Raw genomic sequence first — 16746 nt, 5'->3', positions numbered from 1 at the left:
TCGGTTAAGTGCGCCGCCATGACAATGTCCGATCGCCCGTCCAGACCGCGTGCCGCCATCATTCTCGCTGCCGGGAAAAGCACGCGGATGAAGTCCGCTACGTCGAAAGTATTGCACGATCTGGCCGGGCGGCGCCTGCTGGATTGGGTCTGCGCTTGCGCCCGTGAGGCAGGATGCGACCGCATCATATGCGTGGTCGGTGAACAGAACGCCGATGTGCGCGAGGCTGCCGAGACCCTCGGCCTGCAGATCGCCGTGCAGGAGCCGCAACTGGGCACGGGTCATGCCGTGAACAGCGCTCGCGATGCGATCGGTGACTTCGACGGCGACGTCGCAGTGCTGTTCGCCGACACGCCCCTCATCACGACGCGGACGCTGACATCGGTTTATGAGTCGTTGAGTGTCTCGGATGTCGCCGTGCTGGGTTTCGAAGCCGAAGAGCCCGCTCAATACGGTCGGCTGATCGAACGCAGCGGCGCTCTGGAAAAGATCGTGGAGGCGAAAGAGGCCGGACCTGAAGAACTGGCCGTGACCCTTTGCAATAGCGGCGTCATCGCCGCTCGGTCCGGCGACATGTTTGCCGCGCTCGACCAGGTGACGAACGACAACGCCAAAGGCGAATACTACCTGACGGACATTATCGAGATCCTGAGGCGGGACGGCAAACGCGCCAGCGTTGTGCGCGGCGACGAAGGCGAGATGCTGGGCGTGAATTCGCGCGCCGACCTGGCCGCCGCCCATCAGGCCTTCCAGAGCCACATGCGGGCCATGGCCCTCGACGACGGGGTGACGATGCGCGATCCTGACAGCGTGTATTTCAGTTATGACACGGTCATCGAACGCGACGCCGTGATCGGCGAAAACGTCGTCTTCGGCCCGGGCGTGACGGTGCGCTCGCACGCCACCATCCATCCGTTCTCGCATGTCGAAGGGGCGGTCGTCGGGGAGGGCGCGTCGGTCGGTCCGTTCGCTCGCCTCCGACCGGGCACGCAGCTCGGACCGGACAGTTTCATCGGCAATTTCGTGGAAGTGAAGAAAAGCACGCTTGGACGCGGGTCCAAGGCGTCGCACTTGACCTATATCGGCGATGCCGAGATCGGCGAAGGCAGCAATATCGGCGCCGGAACCGTCACTTGCAATTATGACGGCTTCTTCAAGCACAAGACGGTCATCGGCGACGGCGCGTTCATCGGAACGCACACATCGTTGGTAGCCCCCGTGACGATCGGCGACGGGGCGTTCACTGCGTCGGGCACGGTGGTCACGCGGGATGTGCCGAACGATGCCATGGCGATCGCCAGAGCGGACCAGGCGAACAAGGACGGCTGGGCGGCCCGGTTCCGCGCAGCCATGACGAAGCGCAAGGGGCAGTCATGAAGGTCGCCAAGGAGAATGCCGCACTCGCGGCGCTGGATTTCGTCTCGGACGGCATGGTGCTGGGGCTGGGCTCCGGCAGCACGGCTGAGATCTTCCTGGAAAAGCTGGGCGACAGGATTGCGGGCGGCCTGAAAGTCTCCGGCGTGCAGACCTCGGAACGAACCCGCCAGGTCGCACTGGAAGCCGGTATTCCGCTGCTGGACCCGGACCGGGTCGAACACATCGACGTCACCGTAGACGGCGCCGACGAGGTGGACGAAGCGTTTCATCTCATCAAGGGCGGCGGGGCCTGCCTGCTGCGCGAGAAGATCGTCGCGCAGGCGTCCGCAAAGATGATCGTGATCGTGGACGATCGCAAGCTCGTCCATACGCTCGGCGCGTTCCAGCTGCCGGTCGAGGTCGATCCGTTCTGCCTCGGCGTCACGGCGCGGCAGGTCTATGACGCGTTGCTCGCGTCGGGATGCCGGGACGGTCTGACGACCTTGCGGCAGAAGGGCGCAGGCGAGGGGCCTTTGGTCACGGACGGCGGCAACTACATTCTCGATTGCCAATGCCAGGAGATTCCGGATCCGGCCAAGACGGCCGACGCTCTGGCGCGCATACCCGGCGTCATGGAATCCGGACTCTTCGTCGATCTCGCGGATGTGATCGTGGTCGGCGAAGTCGATCATGCCAAGGTGCTAGAAATCAAGCGGGACAGCTGAATGAGCGATTACGACTACGACCTCTTCGTCATCGGAGCGGGATCGGGCGGCGTGCGGGCCGGGCGGCTTGCCGCGCAGCTGGGCAAGCGAGTCGGTGTGGCCGAGGAAAGCTTGCCCGGCGGCACCTGCGTCGTGCGGGGCTGCGTCCCCAAGAAATTCCTCGTCTACGGCGCCGATTTCGGCGACGCGATCCGGGACGCCGAAGGCTATGGCTGGTCGGTGGACGCAGCCACCTTCGAATGGTCGGTCTTGCGCGATTCGATCCAGAAGGAGGTGAACCGCCTGTCAGGCATCTATTCGACCATTCTGGAGAAGAACGGCGCCGATCTGTTCCGCGAACGCGCTGAATTCGTCGATGCGCACACGCTCCGACTGGTCGAGAGCGGTAAAACGGTCACGGCCGAGACAATCCTGATCGCCGTGGGCGGGTCGCCCTGGGCACCGGACCTCAAAGGAATCCAACACACGATCGTCTCGGACGACATCTTCCATTTGCCGGAGCAACCCAAACGGATGCTGATCATTGGCGGCGGCTACATCGCCTGCGAATTCGCGGGCGTCTTCGCCGGCTTGGGCACGGACGTGATCCAAGCCTACCGTGGGGGGCGGCTGCTCAACGGGTTCGACGCGGAAGTCCGCGACGAAGTCGGCCACTTGCAGCTGCGCAACGGGATCGACCTGCGGTTCAACATCAGCCCGACGGAAATCCGCAGGACGGAGGGCGGCCTGATCGTGTCATTCGACGACGGTTCCAAGATCGGGACGGATTGCGTGCTGATGGCGACGGGGCGCCGGCCCAAGACGGATACGCTCGGCGTCGAAGCGGCAGGCGTGAAGGTCGATCCGAACGGCGCCGTCCAGGTAGACGCCTATTCGCGGACCAGCCAGCCCAACATCTACGCCGTTGGCGATGTCACCAACCGGGTCAATCTGACACCCGTCGCGATCCGCGAAGGCGCGGCCTTCGTGGAAACCGTGTTCAAGGACAACCCGGTGGCGTTCGATCACGACGATATCGCATCCGCCGTCTTCACCCGACCGCCGGTCGGCGTGTGCGGCATGTCGGAAGGGGATGCGCGCCGCAAATATGGCGACGCCGTCACCGTCTACACGACGCAGTTCCGGCCGATGAAGAACATTCTGGCCGGAAACGAGCATCGCTGCTTCATGAAGGTCGTGACGAAGGGCGAGGAAGAAACCGTTATCGGCGTCCATCTGGTCGGCGACGATAGCGCGGAGATGATCCAGATGGTCGGCATCGCGATCAAGGCGAAACTGACGAAAGCCGATTTTGATGCGACATGTGCCGTCCACCCGACGATCGCCGAGGAAATCGTCACGTTGAAGCCGCGAGAGATCAACAAGACGACCGTCGTGACATGAAAAACGCGGCCCGCGGCCGCGTCAGATATTCCAGGATTTGATGTTCCGGAATTTGATGTTTCAGAGTTCGATATTCGAATCGAGCGTCAGTCGGCGAGTTCTTCCTGCTTGTCGACTTCGGCCGCCTTGCGCTTGTTGAACATCCTGAGCGCTTCTTCTTCCTGACTGTCCGACAAGGTTTCCTTGGCGTCCGGAAAGAACTCCTCTTCCTCCTCGTCGACATGATGGACGACCTTGTGGGCGAGCTTGCCGAACAGCGTGTCCCAGACATCGGCGGATTGGTCCATCGCGTCGAGCTTGGCGGTCATCTCGTGCATTTGCTGATGTTCTTCGATGGCATGGCGCGTATCGTCCGTGCCTTCCGGTTCGGCCATCAGCTTGGAATAGAAGGCCTGTTCCTCGGCGGATGCATGGGCTTCCAACTCGATCTTCAAGTCGGTCCAGAGCTGGGCGCGAGTTTCCGAGCCGGGCTCCGACTGCTTGATGCGGTCGATCAGCGTTCGCTGTTTGTCGTGGTCCTGTTCGAGACGTTCGTAGATGTCCATATGTGAGTCCTTGTATTCAGAGCGTGTTTTCGGGGGCGTTGCCGAAGCAACGACTCACGCAAGGACTCCGTTCCGCCCAATCAGGTCGGGGCAGGATCACTCGGCTTCGATCAGGCCCGCCTTGTCGGCGGCCGCGACGGTCGCCTTCTGGATCTTCTCGAAAGCGCGCGCCTCGATCTGGCGGATGCGTTCGCGCGACACGCCGTAAACCTTGGCCAGCTGCTCGAGGGTCAAAGGCGATTCCGAAAGGCGTCGCTTCATGAAGATGTCGCGCTCCCGATCGTTCAGATCCGCCATGGCGTCCCGCAACAGATCCATCCGGGCGTCGTGTTCCTGATCGTCGGCCAGAATGGCTTCCTGGCTGTCGCTGTCGTCCTGCAACCAGTCCTGCCATTGCGTGGAGCCGTCTTCGGCGCCGATCTGCACGTTGAGCGACGCATCGCCGCCGCTCAGCATGCGCCGGTTCATGGAGGTGACTTCCTCTTCCTTGACGCCAAGCTTGGTCGCGATGGTCTTGACGTTTTCAGGCGTGAGGTCGCCGTCTTCGATCGCTTTCATTTCCCCTTTCAACCGTCTGAGATTGAAGAAAAGTTTCTTCTGCGCGGCGGTCGTGCCCATCTTGACGAGCGACCAGGACCGCAGAACGTATTCCTGGATCGCGGCCCGGATCCACCACATGGCGTAGGTGGACAGGCGGAAGCCTTTGTCGGGATCAAACTTCTTGACCGCCTGCATCAAACCGACATTGCCTTCGGAGATGACTTCGCCGATCGGCAGACCGTAGCCGCGATAGCCCATGGCGATCTTGGCGACGAGGCGCAGGTGGGACGTGACCATCCTTTCGGCCGCTTCCGTATCGCCCTTGTCGGCCCAGCTTTTGGCCAGCATGAACTCTTCGTTCTTCTCCAGCATCGGAAATTTGCGGATTTCCTGGAGGTAGCGGTTCAGACCCTGTTCGGGCGAGAGCGAAACGGACAGGCTGCCCGTATTTCCGGACTTCTTCGCCGCGGTCTTGTTGCGCTTTGCCGGGAGCGTCTTGGTTTCGGCCATGAATATCTCCTGCCGGAGTCGGGTGGGGTGGGGCGCCGCTTTATCGGCGCGGGTGCTCGCGTGAAAGACGCAATCGCGTGATCGGCTATTCTTCTTCGTCGTGGGCGATCTGCGACTGGCTGTTGTGGATGGCCGGGCGGGGCGAGCCGTCGGTCGATTTGCCGGCCATCCGGGCGACCGAACCGTCTGCAACCGGCGCATCCTTGCCGACATAACCGTAGCCGCCGCCGTTTTCTTTCGTCTTGTCCGTCATGAGGGTCTCCTGTTCGGTATAGCGACTCAACGCGAGGGAGTCGGCGCAGGTTGCGAGATTCGTTCGTTTCTTTTGTCGCAGGCCCAGTCGGTGATCTTGTGAGGTGGACGCTTTGGACGCGTGCGCCTAAAGCGCGTTTCATGTCCCGATACGATAAGCTCGACCAACTCGGCGCGTCAGGCGCGCTCCCGGCCTCGCCCGACGACGCCGTGCTGGAACGCGTCGCCAATCCTTGCGACGACCCCTACATGGTGCGTCTGGTCGCGCCGGAGTTCACTTCGATCTGCCCCGTCACGGGACAGCCCGACTTCGCGCATCTGGTCGTCGACTACTGTCCCGACCGATGGATCGTCGAAAGCAAGGCGTTCAAGCTGTTCCTCGGAAGCTATCGCAATCACGGCGATTTTCACGAAGCCTGCACGACCGGCATCGGACAACGGCTGGTCAAGGAGATCGAACCGCGCTGGCTGCGCATCGGCGGGTATTGGTATCCGCGCGGCGGCATACCCATCGACGTCTTCTACCAATACGGCAAGACACCGGACGGTCTCTGGGTGCCGGATCAGGGTGTGCCGCCCTATCGCGGCCGGGGCTGACGCAGGCCGGGCGGGCGGAATTGTGGGTTCCAATCCTCAAGAGGGTCGGTTAGGCGACGGCATGTCCCAGGTAAATCTCGTTTGCGACGAGGCCGACGATGTCTGCGTCTGGAGCGCGCTTAAGCGCGAAGCCGCAGCCTATGCCGTCAAGGAAGTCGCCCTGTCGTCCCTGCTGCACGCCACGATCCTCGACCAGGAGGATCTCGGCTCCGCGCTCGTCAACCATCTCGCCGAAAAGCTTTCCAGCAGCGAGTTCTCGTCCCTGAAGCTGCGCACCGTACTGGCCGAAGCCATCGAAAGCGATCCGTGCCTGGTGCCCTGCATCGCCCGCGACCTTCAGGCCGTGAAACAGCGCGACCCGGCGTGCCATTCCCACCTGCAATGCTTCCTCTATTTCAAGGGCTTCCTCGCCATCCAGACGCACCGTTGCGCCCATGCGCTCTACAAGGCGGGGCGCGACCTGGTCGCCTTCCACTTGCAATCGCGCAGCAGCGAGCTGTTCGGCGTGGACATCAACCCGGCGGCCGAAGTCGGCTGCGGCATCATGCTGGACCACGCAACCGGCTTCGTCATGGGCGAGACGGCGCGGCTCGGCGACGATTGCTCGATCCTGCAGGGCGTCACGCTGGGCGGAACCGGCAAGGCCGACGAAGACCGGCACCCGAAAATCGGCAACCGTGTCCTGATCGGCGCCAACGCATCCATTCTCGGCAATATCGAGATCGGCGACGGCGCCAAGATCGCGGCGGGCTCCGTCGTGCTGAAACCCGTGCCGGAGAACTGTACAGTCGCCGGCGTGCCGGCCAAACCGGTCGGCGGATCCTGCGGGGATCCGGCCGCCGCCATGGACCAAGGAATCGAGTCATGACCCCCGAACAGATGAAATCCGTGCGCGACTATCTTTGCGCGCGGTTCAAGACCGAAGCGATCCGCCTTGCGCCGCGCAAGGTACAAGACAGCGTCGAAGTCTATCTCGACGACGAGATCCTCGGGCTGCTCTACATCGACGACGAGGACAAGGACGACATTTCCTACGATCTCAACATCTCTATCCTGCAGCAGGATCTGGACGGCTGATGGCGGTCTACGCGCTGGACGACCATGGCCCCGACCTGCACGACAGCGTCTGGGTCGCCGAAACGGCGGCCGTGATCGGCAATGTGATCATGGCCGAGGACAGCTCGGTCTGGTTCGGGGCGGTTCTGCGCGGGGACAACGAACCCATCGATATCGGTGCCCGGTCCAATGTTCAGGACAATGCCGTCCTGCATTCCGACCCGGGCCAGCCACTGGTCATCGGCGCGGACGTCGTCATCGGCCACCAGGTCATGCTGCATGGCTGCAGGATCGAGGATGGCTGCCTGATCGGGATCGGTGCGACGGTCCTGAACGGCGCGACGATCGGCGCCGGCTCGATCATCGGCGCGCATGCGCTGGTGACGGAGAACAAGGTCATCCCGCCGAACAGCCTCGTCGTCGGAGCGCCCGGACGTGTCGTCAAGACGGTCGGCGACGCCGAAGCCAGGATGCTGAAACTGAACGCCGACGTCTATGTATCGAACGCGAAACGCTTCCGCGACGGTCTGCGCCGCCTGGATTGACGCCGTCCGGAACTATCGTGCGCCGATCTGCGCTTCGCAGATCGCTTCCAGTCCCGCATTCGCGTCCTCGCCGAGATTGTAGGCCGAGAACTTCGCATGGGTCGCATCCATGACAAACAGGCTGTCGCCGACGCCCAGCGACGGCCCCAGCAGCGCATGAGCTTGGTCCGGAGAGGCGTTGGTCCGAAGCAACCAGACCGTCTCGCCCAGCCGCGTCTCTTCGCCGGCACGGCGCAGATCGCGCAAGAAGTCGGCGGTGCGCCCCGAACGGATTTCCGCCATGACCAGGGCGAGGTTCGCATAGGTGACCGGCAAGGCTTGCGCCGTCGTCTCGACGACGGGAGACGGAATAGGCGTGTGGAACCAGTGGGCGATCTCCAGCCAGTCCTTGGCGGGCAGGAAACCCCCGTCCGGCCGCAACGACAGATCGGACGCCGCGATGACGCGCCCTTCCTGGACGTAACCCCAGAGAGTCGGGTCCGAAAAGGGCCCATAGACCGCATCCGACACGCAGACATACCAGCGTTTGTCCGCCTGCGTTTCCGAAGGGCTCTGTGCGAAAGCGGTCGTCTCGTTCATCATCGTAATACTGATCCTGTCAGAGGGGTGTGTGCGACATTGCGGGGGTTGAGCACCATCACGACCGCGATGGCGACGGCCAGCCCGGTGCAGATCAGAACGGCCAGGGCCACATCGAATGTCCCCGTGACGCCTCGCAGCACGAAGATGGCCTGTATCATCAACGTCAGAGCCGAAAGCGCAGTCAGAGCCGGGCGGTAGGCGCGCCAGGCTCGCAGCAGGCACAGATAGGCCAGACCGCCAATCCCGATGGCGATCATGATCGCCAACAGTTCGGCCGGGGCGGGAAAGCCGAAGCGCGCCAGGCGCGACGGATCCGAGATGATGGTGCTGGTCAGGCCGAACAGAGCCTGCATCAGCATCAGGTCGGCCAACGCGATGCGCCGCGCCAGCCAGCCGATGATCGACGCGTACAGGACGAGGCCCTGGATACCGATCAGAAGTGCGATGCCGAACCCCGGCATGACGAGGGCCGACTGGCCGGAGGCATGCGCCATTTCCCCGAGCAGGTAGAGCTGGAACATGATCGCCGCCGCGACGGAGGCGATCCCGGCGATGGACATGGGCAGTCCGGCGGCGGAGAACCCTTGGGCGCGGTAGGTCCTCAGAAGCAAGGTCATGGCCGCCGCGAAAACGGCGAGAATGGCCATGGCGCCGGCCGTCGGTATGCCGAATGCCGCCATCAGGGTCATGGCCGACGCCATGACGGCGATGATGGAAATGCCGGCGATGAGGCGCGATCCGGCTAGGATCCCGCCGCACAGCCCGATGGAAAAGAGAACCAGCGTGGCAAGCTGTCCGTCCAGCCGCATCCGTGTCAGCCCGTCGGCATCGATCATCAGTCCGAGCAGTGCGGCGATGGCCACGGCCAGGCAGGCGCGCGACCGGGTCAGAGTGCCGATGATCGTGAAGATCAGCGACAGGATGAGCGGTCCGCCACCGCTGGGCCATAGGTCGAGCGCGGGTAACAGGACGATGGCCGAAAGCGACAGGAAGATCCCGGAGAGCATCGCAAAGCCCGATCGCAGCGAGTCGCGGCCTTGCGGCACGGACCGGAACACGATCGCGGCGGCTGCCGCACTCAGCAGGGCGAGCAGACCCGTTTCGTAGGCATCGAAGCCTGCATGCACGGCCGCAAACGTCAGTCCTGAGGCCGCGGCCAGAAAGATCAGTGCGATCAGCCGCGCCGGGGCGAGAAAGAACGTGAAGTCGCGTCTGCGGCGCGGTTTGGAAGGCTGTGCCGGAGCGACGTGGTAGGTGACGGGCTGCGATGATCGCGACGCCGGCGCCACCGTTCTGCGAAACCGTCTTTCGGACGGAACGGCCCTGCGGCCGAAGGAAGCGGAATGCGTATAGGCTGTCATGCGGAACGCGGTAATGGCCGCCAGTCTGTGTGTCTCGCCCCGACACCGAACGGGCGAGTGGCCATCGTTAATTTTCCCTTAAGGCCGGGCGGGTTTCACTCTTCTTCCATCCTGCCGTCGGTCGGCGAGGCTGCGCTCGGCATGTCGCCGATGATTTCCAGGATAGAGCGGATCAGGGGGATTTCGTGTTGCATGGCGCGGTAGCCGCGTTCGATCAGTTCGTCAGCGCGCGTGAACTCCAACATGCCGATATGACCGATGCGAGGAGCGACGAACACGTCCGGCGGATCGCCCGCCATGCGCGAACGGGTCAGCCGGTCCATGACGATGTTGAGCGACCCCATCATGACCGTACCGATCCGCGGGCTTTTCCCCCGCTTGGTGCCACCCAGCAAGGATTTCAACAGGATACGGTCGGGTCTTAACTTGTTGATCGACTGGTGCGCCATGATCGCAATCTCGGAGGCATTCGGCTCGATCTCGGAACCGTCGTCGAAATCGACTTCGTGGCTGGACCCGATCGGGCCGAACGCGTCGCCGCTGAGCGACACGGCGATCACCATGTGCGCGCCCAGCGCGCGGCATGCCGATACGGGCACCGGGTTCACCATCGCACCGTCGATCATGTACCGGTTGTCGATCCGGACCGGTTCGAACGCGCCGGGCAGGGCGTAGGAAGCGCGGATCGCCGGGATGACCGGACCCTGCTGCAACCAGACTTCGTAGCCGGTGCGCAGGTCGCAGGCGACCGCCGCGAAACGCCGGTCGAAATGTTCGATTTTCACATCCTTGAGATAATGTTCCAACACCTTGACCAGGCGCGCGCCCTTCATGAGGCCCGACCCGCCCCAGGACAGGTCCATATAATGGATGACCCGGCGGCGGTTGAGCGCCCGCGCCCATCGTTCCAGGCTTTCCAGCCGGCCCGCCAGGTAGGCTGCCCCCACGACCGACCCAATCGACGTTCCGGCGATGATATCCGGTTCGATGTCGGCTTCGATCAGGGCGCGAAGCGCGCCGATATGCGCCCATCCGCGCGCCACGCCGCCGCCCAAGGCCAGACCCAGCGGCGGCCTGTTGCCGTTGCCGATCGTTTTCGTGTCCAGGCGCATAGGGCGCGCTTAATCATGTCGGCCAATAGCCAGCAAGGGAAAGTCGTTGTCGAGGATGACAAGCCGCGATTGGAAGCAAGACATGAGCGAACGATGAACGGATTGCTCATCGCCTGTGGGGCGCGACCCTGTTAGTCAGGGTTGGCTATCAAGGGGGAAGACCATGAGGCATGACATCGCGAAACTGGGCTTGTGCGCCGCCATGGCGGCGTTGTCGGGCTGCGCGTCCATATCCGAGGACGCCTGCCGGGCCGGCAATTGGGAGGATATCGGGTTCAAGGATGGCGAGGCGGGCCGGTCGCGGTCCCGCTTGGCGGATATCGGCGAGCGTTGCGCGGAGTTCGGCGTCACACCGGACCGGCTTGCCTATATCCGGGGTCTCGAAATGGGCTTGCGACGCTATTGCGGTCCGAGCGCGGGTTACAGCGACGGCCGGTCCGGCGAGCGCCCGAATGCCGAGTGCGAAGCGGGCGGCTACCACGATTATCTCGTGGCGCATGCCGATGGCTATGATGTCTACCGGGTCATGCAAACGCGCGACGAGCTCGTCTCGGACTGGCGGGCACGGCGGAAAGCCTGGCTCAATGTCACGGACCGGTTGGACGAGGCCGACGGGCTGAGCGCCAAGGAAGTTCGCCGGTTGGAACGCAAGGCCATACGGCTGGAGCGTCAGATGGATGATTTGCGGGTCGAGATTCGCGTCTTGGAGGAGTTGAACGGCTTGCCTCGCTGGACACCGTAGAACCGATAGCGACCTCTCAGACCATGGCGGGTTCGCAGTCCGGCGTTTCGCCCGCATGGACGCTGCGGGCGGTGAAATTGCCGTTCTGGTTCAGCGCGTAATGGTAATAGCAATTGCCGCGCTGGAAAATGTTGAAACAGGCGCGGTGGATGCCGCCGTTCCAATTGTCGTAGGTGAAACAGATCACGTTGGACATGATGCGCCATGTGCCCGTATCGATCTTGTCGCCGTGATAATGACGCGTCGTGCCGTTCGCGCTGGTCGTCTCCCGGAACGAAAAGGTATCGATTTCGGGGCGTTTGAAGTTGTAGGTGCCCAGATGCGTCTGGCCGGAAAAGGCGGCTCTCAGAGCCTCCTCGTCCAGAGGCGCTTCCGTCCGCGGATCCGGCATGAAATCCGCATCCGCCGGCGGGGCATCGGACGGGTCTTGCGCGTAGGCAGGGGCTATCGCGGCGATGCAGATCGTTACGGCCGCCATGATCCTACGCATAGGACGGCTCGCAATCGGGCGTTTCACCGTCCAGCACGCTGACGGCGATCATGGTCTGGGACGACGCCGACATCGCATAATAGCAGTTGCCGCGCTGATACATGTTGAAACAGCCGCCGTCCAAATCCTCGTAGGCGAAGCAGACGACGTTGGCGCGCGCTCTCCATGTTCCGGGCGATACGACACCGTCGCGTTCATGCACGGTCGTGCCGTCGGCGTTCATCCGTTCGACGAAGGCCGGATCGGCATCGTCCCAGTCTCCGAACTGGTAATATCCGCGGTGGGTCTTGTCCATGAACAGCGCCGTCAGGGCTTCGCCTTCCAAGGGAACCTCGACGGCCGGGTCTGGCGGACCGTAAGGATCGATCGCCTCGACCTGGGCCACGGCGGTCGTCACGCAAAGGCAGGCTGCGGCGAATGAAAGCAGAAACGAACGCATGTCGCTTCTTACCATGCAAGGCCGGACGCGCCATGTTAAGACGCAGCCATGAACGATCCGCAACGCAAGCCGCCTGCAACGCCTCAGTCCAAACCCAGGCGGCGCGCCAGCCGCTACCAACGCGCGCAGGAACGCCGCCAGGCCCAGCGACGCGCAGACCAGCGGTTCTACAATCTCATCTTCGGCGTGGTCGGCGCCTGCGTCCTTGTCGTGCTGGGTCTGGCAATGATCGCCAGTTCCGGCCAGTCTCCCACTGTTTCCGCCGGCACGCAGATGATGGCCGAGGATATTGTCTTCGGTCTGTCGGGGATCGAAATCGCGGGGCTTGCCGTCGTGACCGTCATCGCAGTCTTCCTATGGCGGCGGATCAGCAAGCGCTGACCGGCGCCACCGGCGACGGTTGCTAGCGGGACTTCGATCTTCTAAGCGGCCCAGTCTTTCATACGTCCCGCTTTTCCACACAAGAGGTTCATCATGGCGACTGATTTCGCTATCGTCGGCGCGACCGGCAATGTCGGCACGGAAATGCTGGAAATCCTGTCCGAGTCGGATATCGACGTCGGACAGGTCTATGCCGTCGCCTCGCGAAATTCGCTGGGCCGCGAGGTCAGCTTCGGCGACCGCACATTGAAGTGCCAGGACATCGAGACATTCGACTTCTCCAAATGCGACATCGCGCTGATGAGCGCGGGCGGGTCCGTGTCCAAGGAATGGTCGCCCAGGATCGCGGCCAAAGGCGCGGTCGTCATCGACAACAGCTCCGCCTGGCGCATGGACCCGGACGTGCCGTTGGTCGTGCCCGAGGTCAATGCCGATGCCGTCGAAGAGTTCGGCAAGAAGAACATTATCGCCAATCCGAACTGCTCCACCATCCAGATGGTCGTCGCGCTGAAACCCCTGCACGACCGCGCGACCGTGAAACGCGTCGTCGTTTCGACCTACCAGTCCGTGTCCGGCGCGGGCAAGAAGGCGATGGACGAGCTGTGGCTCCAGACCAAAGGCATCTATTCCAACGAAGACCTGCCGGCCATCAACTTCCCCAAGCAGATCGCCTTCAACGTCATCCCGCAGATCGACGTGTTCATGGAGGACGGCTACACGAAGGAAGAGTGGAAGATGAAGGTCGAGACCAAGAAGATCCTCGGCTCGGACGTGCGCGTCGCCGCGACCTGCGTGCGCGTGCCGACCTTCGTCGGCCACGCCGAAGCGATCAATGTGGAGCTGGCCGAGGAGCTGTCGGCCGACGACGCCCGCGCGCTATTGCGCGAAAGCCCGGGGCTGATGGTCATCGACCAGCCCGACGGCGAGGACGCGAACTACATTACCCCGATCGAATGCGTTGGCGAGTTCGCGACCTTCGTGTCCCGCATCCGCGAGGACAGCACGCAGGACAACACGCTCGACCTGTGGGTCGTGTCCGACAATCTGCGCAAGGGAGCCGCGCTGAACGCTGTCCAGATCGCGGAATTGCTCGTGCACCGTGGGTTGCTCAACCGCGCATGAGACAAAGGCGCCCCGCGGGGCGCCTTTTTCTTTCAATGACTTGGAACCACCTATTCAACCGGATTGCCGTCCGCATCGACTTCGACGATCGGCAGGCCCAGCGTTTCGAGCTTCTCCATCTGGGTCGCCTTATCGCCGACCACGACGATGAACATGTCGTCCAGGTCGAGATGTTCGGCCGCGAGTGTCGCAGACTCGTCGCGCGTGAACGCTTCGAGAATGCGTTTCTGCTCCGCGATATGCTCCGGCCCGACATCGTAGGTGTTCATCCGCGACAATAGGCCCAGCTTTTGAAACGGCGTCTCGTACTGACGCGCTTCGGACTGGCCGATGGCGGATTTCGTGAACTCGATCTCTTCTTCCGTCGGTCCGTTCTCATGAAAACCGCGGATCTCCGTGAGGAATTCCTGCAGCGACTCCGTCGTGACGTCGGAGCGCACAGCGCCGAAGGCGCGGTACTGACCGCGGTCGAGCTGGCCGATGAACCGCGAACCCGCACCGTAGGTGTAGCCCTTGTCTTCGCGCAGGTTCAGATTGATGCGCGAATTGAACGCTCCGCCGAGCGGGAAGTTCATCAGGGTGGACCGGTAATACTCGCCCGTTGGCGAATAGGACAGGGACGGCTTGCCGATGCGGATTTCCGACTGAGCCGCGTCGGGCTTGTCCACGAAGTAGATCGTGCCCGGTTCGGCCGACAGGCTCGGCGTGATCGCGGCCAGTTCGACATCGCCGCCTTCCCACGCGCTCAACGGTGCGAGCGCTTCTTCGATCTCGGATTGCGACAGGTTCGACACGACCAGGATGCTGCCAATGGTTGGCGAGACGTGAGCGTCGTAGAACGCCCTGACATCGTCCAGCGTGATCGACTGCACCGTTTCCGCCGTGCCGCTCTGCGGGTAGGCGAAAGCATTGCCAGTGCCGTATGCCATCTTGTCGAACAGGGTCGTCGCGACATAGCCTGGATTCTTCTTCGAAGCCTCGATGCCTTGGAGTTGATTGGCCTTGACGCGGTCGAAATCCTCCTGGCTGAAGGCCGGACTGGTCAGCGTATCCACGGCCAATGCGACCGTCTCGTCCAGATTATCGGACAAGGTGCGGATCGTCAGAGTCGATTCCACATCCCCGGCCTGCGCGTTGATGGACGAGCCGAGCTTGTCGAGTTCGTTGGACCGGTCTTCCACGCTCATCGTCTCCGATGCTTCGCTGACCATCTGCATCGTCAGGGAGGCGAGGCCGAGCTTGTCGAGCGGTTCTTCCTTCTGGCCCACATCCATGCGGATCTGGATCGTCGTGGTCGGCGTTTCAGCATTCACGGCGCCCATGACGGGGATGCCTGCGACTGATCCTTCATAGACGTCGGGGGCCTTGATCGACGGGTTTTCGCCAGGCGCCGGGATGATGGAGCGGTCGAAGTCGTCGCTCGGCATCGTCCATTCGATGTCCTCTGCGGCTTGCTTGGGCGGTATGGTGCGTTCGTAACGGTCCCACGTATCTTCGCGCGCGACCATTTGCGGCTGCCCCTTCGGCACGATCGACATGATGACGGCCGGCTTATCCTTGATGTATTCGTTATAGACGCGCTCGACATCCGCCTTGGTGACATTGCGGTAACGCTCGATGTCGTCGGAAATCCCGTTGGGCGTATCACGGAACGTCTCATAGAACGCCAGCTGCGAGACCTTTCCGGAAACGGACTCCAATCCATAGATCAGCCCGGACACGATCGAGGATTTGACCCGGGTCAGATCATCATCCTGGACGCCGCGTTCCTCGAACTCCGTAAAGCTGTCGCGCAGGATCGGCTCCAGTTCCGACAGGCTTTGCACATTGGCGGGATTGGCCACGGCGATGAGGGTGAACATGCAATGCAGTTCGCGGCAGCCGTGACCGGCGCCGGACTGAACGGTCAGCCCGGGTTTGTCGAGGTTCTTGTAGAGCAAGGACGTCTGTCCACCGCCCATGATGTTCTGCAACACGTCTAGCGGCGCTTCGTTCGGATGGTTCGCCGACACGGTCGGCCAAGCCATGTAGAGCAGCGGCAGCTGGACATTGTCTTCGAGCGAGATGTAACGGTCCTGGTCCAGCTCGACTGGCGGCTTCTCGGGTTTTTCGACTTCCGGGCCGCGCGGGATGGAGCCGAAATATTTCTCCACCATGGCCAATGTCTCGGCCTTGTCGATATCCCCGCCGATCGTCAGCGTGGCGTTGTTGGGCCCGTACCAGCGCAGGAAGAAACGCTTCAGATCGTCCAGATCGGCGCGGTCCAGATCCTCCATGTAACCGATCACGGACCAGCTATAGGGGTGTCCTTCGGGATACATGGCTTCCCCGATGCGCTCGCCCAGCAGGCCATAGGGGCGGTTGTCGATACGCTGACCGCGTTCGTTCTTGACGGTCTCGCGCTGGACTTCGAACTTTTCCTGCGTGACGGCGTCGAGGAAATACCCCATGCGATCCGCTTCCAGCCACAACATGCGCTCCAGCTGATTGCTCGGCACGGTCTGGAAGTAGTTAGTGCGGTCGGAGTTCGTCGTGCCGTTCAACGTCCCGCCCGACTCGGTGATCAGCTTGAAGTGCTGTTCGTCGGCGACGTTCTCCGAGCCCTGGAACATCATATGTTCGAAGAAGTGTGCGAACCCCGAGCGGCCGATCTCCTCGCGGCCCGAGCCGACATGATACGTTACATCCACATGGACAAGCGGGTCGCTATCGTCTTCGTGCAGGACGACGGTCAGGCCATTGTCCAGAACGTATTTCTCGTATGGAATCGCGACTTCGGCATCCTCGCCCGTGTAGCGCTCGACCAGTTCGAACCGGTCCGGCACTGCGGTGGTTTCGACGGTCTCGCTGACGGCGGCCTCCGGTGAGTCGGTCGAAGCTGTGTCATCGGCCGGCTGGCAGGCTGCGAAAGCGATGGTGGCGGTGCCGAGAAGAAGAAAGCGGGCAAGCTTGGAAGTCATGAAAGTCCCCTGAACGTCGTTTTGATTTGATTTTTCGTAATTGCCGAA

The 16746-nt window shown here is 62.6% G+C and carries 19 protein-coding genes; 10 read left to right on the top strand and 9 right to left on the bottom strand.

Annotated elements, in window-relative coordinates; genetic code table 11:
• Positions 1-18: 18 nt before the first annotated feature.
• From glmU to gor, 3 genes are read left to right on the top strand one after another with little or no spacing between them, the layout of a single operon-like run.
• The gene (glmU, locus tag Q0718_RS02300) at positions 19-1377 is read left to right on the top strand and encodes a bifunctional UDP-N-acetylglucosamine diphosphorylase/glucosamine-1-phosphate N-acetyltransferase GlmU (RefSeq protein WP_298912841.1); all 1359 of its coding nucleotides are present in this window, start codon (positions 19-21) and stop codon (positions 1375-1377) included.
• Positions 1374-2081, top strand: coding sequence for a ribose-5-phosphate isomerase RpiA (rpiA, locus tag Q0718_RS02295; protein ID WP_298912839.1), 708 nt, complete (start codon positions 1374-1376; stop codon positions 2079-2081). The genes glmU and rpiA overlap by 4 nt, the downstream gene beginning before the upstream one ends.
• A complete protein-coding gene (gene gor, locus Q0718_RS02290; protein ID WP_298912837.1) occupies positions 2082-3464 on the top strand; it encodes a glutathione-disulfide reductase in 1383 nt (460 codons plus the stop codon).
• An 86-nt stretch (positions 3465-3550) separates the two neighbouring features.
• Here the strand turns inward: gor and Q0718_RS02285 are convergent, their stop codons facing one another.
• The 3 genes from Q0718_RS02285 to Q0718_RS02275 all read right to left on the bottom strand — a co-directional run bounded on the left by Q0718_RS02285 (position 3551) and on the right by Q0718_RS02275 (position 5312).
• Positions 3551-4009: a hemerythrin domain-containing protein gene (locus Q0718_RS02285; RefSeq protein ID WP_298912835.1), complete on the bottom strand. Its 459-nt coding sequence runs from the start codon at positions 4007-4009 to the stop codon at positions 3551-3553.
• Between the two features lie 96 nt (positions 4010-4105).
• Positions 4106-5059, bottom strand: coding sequence for an RNA polymerase sigma factor RpoH (rpoH, locus tag Q0718_RS02280; protein ID WP_298912833.1), 954 nt, complete (start codon positions 5057-5059; stop codon positions 4106-4108).
• A gap of 85 nt (positions 5060-5144) precedes the next feature.
• On the bottom strand, positions 5145-5312 hold the full coding sequence (locus Q0718_RS02275; RefSeq protein WP_298912831.1) for a hypothetical protein: 168 nt from the start codon (positions 5310-5312) through the stop codon (positions 5145-5147).
• A gap of 140 nt (positions 5313-5452) precedes the next feature.
• Here Q0718_RS02275 and queF point away from each other — a divergent pair, with 140 nt between their 5' ends.
• From queF to Q0718_RS02255, 4 genes are all read left to right on the top strand, one after another.
• Positions 5453-5908 (top strand): preQ(1) synthase, encoded by a 456-nt coding sequence (gene queF, locus Q0718_RS02270; protein WP_298912829.1) that lies wholly within the window; start codon positions 5453-5455, stop codon positions 5906-5908.
• 61 nt (positions 5909-5969) lie between these two features.
• Positions 5970-6776, top strand: coding sequence for a serine O-acetyltransferase (gene cysE, locus Q0718_RS02265; protein ID WP_298912827.1), 807 nt, complete (start codon positions 5970-5972; stop codon positions 6774-6776).
• Positions 6773-6985 carry a DUF3126 family protein gene (locus Q0718_RS02260; RefSeq protein WP_298912825.1) on the top strand — a complete coding sequence of 71 codons (213 nt, stop codon included), beginning with the start codon at positions 6773-6775 and terminating at the stop codon, positions 6983-6985. The genes cysE and Q0718_RS02260 overlap by 4 nt, the downstream gene beginning before the upstream one ends.
• On the top strand, positions 6985-7509 hold the full coding sequence (locus Q0718_RS02255; protein WP_298912823.1) for a gamma carbonic anhydrase family protein: 525 nt from the start codon (positions 6985-6987) through the stop codon (positions 7507-7509). Before Q0718_RS02260 ends, Q0718_RS02255 begins: the two co-directional genes overlap by 1 nt.
• A gap of 12 nt (positions 7510-7521) precedes the next feature.
• Here Q0718_RS02255 and Q0718_RS02250 read toward each other — a convergent pair whose 3' ends face one another.
• The 3 genes from Q0718_RS02250 to Q0718_RS02240 form a co-directional block, all read right to left on the bottom strand.
• Positions 7522-8088: a hypothetical protein gene (locus Q0718_RS02250; RefSeq protein ID WP_298912821.1), complete on the bottom strand. Its 567-nt coding sequence runs from the start codon at positions 8086-8088 to the stop codon at positions 7522-7524.
• The gene (locus tag Q0718_RS02245; RefSeq protein WP_298912819.1) at positions 8088-9452 is read right to left on the bottom strand and encodes a hypothetical protein; all 1365 of its coding nucleotides are present in this window, start codon (positions 9450-9452) and stop codon (positions 8088-8090) included. The genes Q0718_RS02250 and Q0718_RS02245 overlap by 1 nt, the downstream gene beginning before the upstream one ends.
• Positions 9453-9547: 95 nt before the next feature.
• Positions 9548-10564, bottom strand: a complete 1017-nt coding sequence (locus Q0718_RS02240; protein ID WP_298912817.1) for a patatin-like phospholipase family protein — start codon at positions 10562-10564, stop codon at positions 9548-9550.
• Between the two features lie 163 nt (positions 10565-10727).
• On the opposite strand from Q0718_RS02240, the gene Q0718_RS02235 reads away from it, so the two are divergent.
• Positions 10728-11306: a DUF2799 domain-containing protein gene (locus Q0718_RS02235; protein ID WP_298912815.1), complete on the top strand. Its 579-nt coding sequence runs from the start codon at positions 10728-10730 to the stop codon at positions 11304-11306.
• Between the two features lie 16 nt (positions 11307-11322).
• On the opposite strand, the gene Q0718_RS02230 is transcribed toward Q0718_RS02235, so the two are convergent.
• Both Q0718_RS02230 and Q0718_RS02225 read right to left on the bottom strand, forming a co-directional pair.
• On the bottom strand, positions 11323-11784 hold the full coding sequence (locus Q0718_RS02230) for a hypothetical protein (protein WP_298912812.1): 462 nt from the start codon (positions 11782-11784) through the stop codon (positions 11323-11325).
• 4 nt (positions 11785-11788) lie between these two features.
• Entirely contained in the window at positions 11789-12235 is a 447-nt protein-coding gene (locus tag Q0718_RS02225; protein ID WP_298912810.1) for a hypothetical protein, read from the bottom strand.
• A 48-nt stretch (positions 12236-12283) separates the two neighbouring features.
• Between Q0718_RS02225 and Q0718_RS02220 the strand changes: the two genes are divergently transcribed.
• Together Q0718_RS02220 and Q0718_RS02215 are read left to right on the top strand one after the other, a co-directional pair.
• Positions 12284-12616 (top strand): hypothetical protein, encoded by a 333-nt coding sequence (locus Q0718_RS02220; RefSeq protein WP_298912808.1) that lies wholly within the window; start codon positions 12284-12286, stop codon positions 12614-12616.
• Between the two features lie 93 nt (positions 12617-12709).
• Positions 12710-13738, top strand: a complete 1029-nt coding sequence (locus Q0718_RS02215; RefSeq protein WP_298912806.1) for an aspartate-semialdehyde dehydrogenase — start codon at positions 12710-12712, stop codon at positions 13736-13738.
• Between the two features lie 50 nt (positions 13739-13788).
• Here the strand turns inward: Q0718_RS02215 and Q0718_RS02210 are convergent, their stop codons facing one another.
• Complete coding sequence (locus tag Q0718_RS02210) at positions 13789-16698, bottom strand: pitrilysin family protein (protein ID WP_298912804.1); 2910 nt, start codon at positions 16696-16698, stop codon at positions 13789-13791.
• Positions 16699-16746: the final 48 nt, after the last annotated feature.

This window comes from uncultured Algimonas sp., from assembly GCF_947498175.1.
GTDB lineage: Bacteria > Pseudomonadota > Alphaproteobacteria > Caulobacterales > Maricaulaceae > Litorimonas.
Note: the sequence above shows the minus strand (reverse complement) of the source record. Positions and strands in the feature narration are given on the sequence as shown.

Bases quoted from the DNA above. Each gene is read 5' to 3' on its own strand.
- Q0718_RS02240 (WP_298912817.1), bottom strand. From the start codon at position 10,564: ATGCGCCTGGACACGAAAACGATCGGCAACGGCAACAGGCCGCCGCTG.
- glmU (WP_298912841.1), top strand. From the start codon at position 19: ATGACAATGTCCGATCGCCCGTCCAGACCGCGTGCCGCCATCATTCTC.
- Q0718_RS02285 (WP_298912835.1), bottom strand. From the start codon at position 4,009: ATGGACATCTACGAACGTCTCGAACAGGACCACGACAAACAGCGAACG.
- Q0718_RS02255 (WP_298912823.1), top strand. From the start codon at position 6,985: ATGGCGGTCTACGCGCTGGACGACCATGGCCCCGACCTGCACGACAGC.
- rpoH (WP_298912833.1), bottom strand. From the start codon at position 5,059: ATGGCCGAAACCAAGACGCTCCCGGCAAAGCGCAACAAGACCGCGGCG.
- Q0718_RS02230 (WP_298912812.1), bottom strand. From the start codon at position 11,784: ATGGCGGCCGTAACGATCTGCATCGCCGCGATAGCCCCTGCCTACGCG.
- Q0718_RS02220 (WP_298912808.1), top strand. From the start codon at position 12,284: ATGAACGATCCGCAACGCAAGCCGCCTGCAACGCCTCAGTCCAAACCC.
- rpiA (WP_298912839.1), top strand. From the start codon at position 1,374: ATGAAGGTCGCCAAGGAGAATGCCGCACTCGCGGCGCTGGATTTCGTC.
- Q0718_RS02210 (WP_298912804.1), bottom strand. From the start codon at position 16,698: ATGACTTCCAAGCTTGCCCGCTTTCTTCTTCTCGGCACCGCCACCATC.
- Q0718_RS02250 (WP_298912821.1), bottom strand. From the start codon at position 8,088: ATGAACGAGACGACCGCTTTCGCACAGAGCCCTTCGGAAACGCAGGCG.
- Q0718_RS02235 (WP_298912815.1), top strand. From the start codon at position 10,728: ATGAGGCATGACATCGCGAAACTGGGCTTGTGCGCCGCCATGGCGGCG.
- Q0718_RS02245 (WP_298912819.1), bottom strand. From the start codon at position 9,452: ATGACAGCCTATACGCATTCCGCTTCCTTCGGCCGCAGGGCCGTTCCG.
- Q0718_RS02215 (WP_298912806.1), top strand. From the start codon at position 12,710: ATGGCGACTGATTTCGCTATCGTCGGCGCGACCGGCAATGTCGGCACG.
- gor (WP_298912837.1), top strand. From the start codon at position 2,082: ATGAGCGATTACGACTACGACCTCTTCGTCATCGGAGCGGGATCGGGC.
- Q0718_RS02225 (WP_298912810.1), bottom strand. From the start codon at position 12,235: ATGCGTTCGTTTCTGCTTTCATTCGCCGCAGCCTGCCTTTGCGTGACG.
- Q0718_RS02275 (WP_298912831.1), bottom strand. From the start codon at position 5,312: ATGACGGACAAGACGAAAGAAAACGGCGGCGGCTACGGTTATGTCGGC.
- queF (WP_298912829.1), top strand. From the start codon at position 5,453: ATGTCCCGATACGATAAGCTCGACCAACTCGGCGCGTCAGGCGCGCTC.
- cysE (WP_298912827.1), top strand. From the start codon at position 5,970: ATGTCCCAGGTAAATCTCGTTTGCGACGAGGCCGACGATGTCTGCGTC.
- Q0718_RS02260 (WP_298912825.1), top strand. From the start codon at position 6,773: ATGACCCCCGAACAGATGAAATCCGTGCGCGACTATCTTTGCGCGCGG.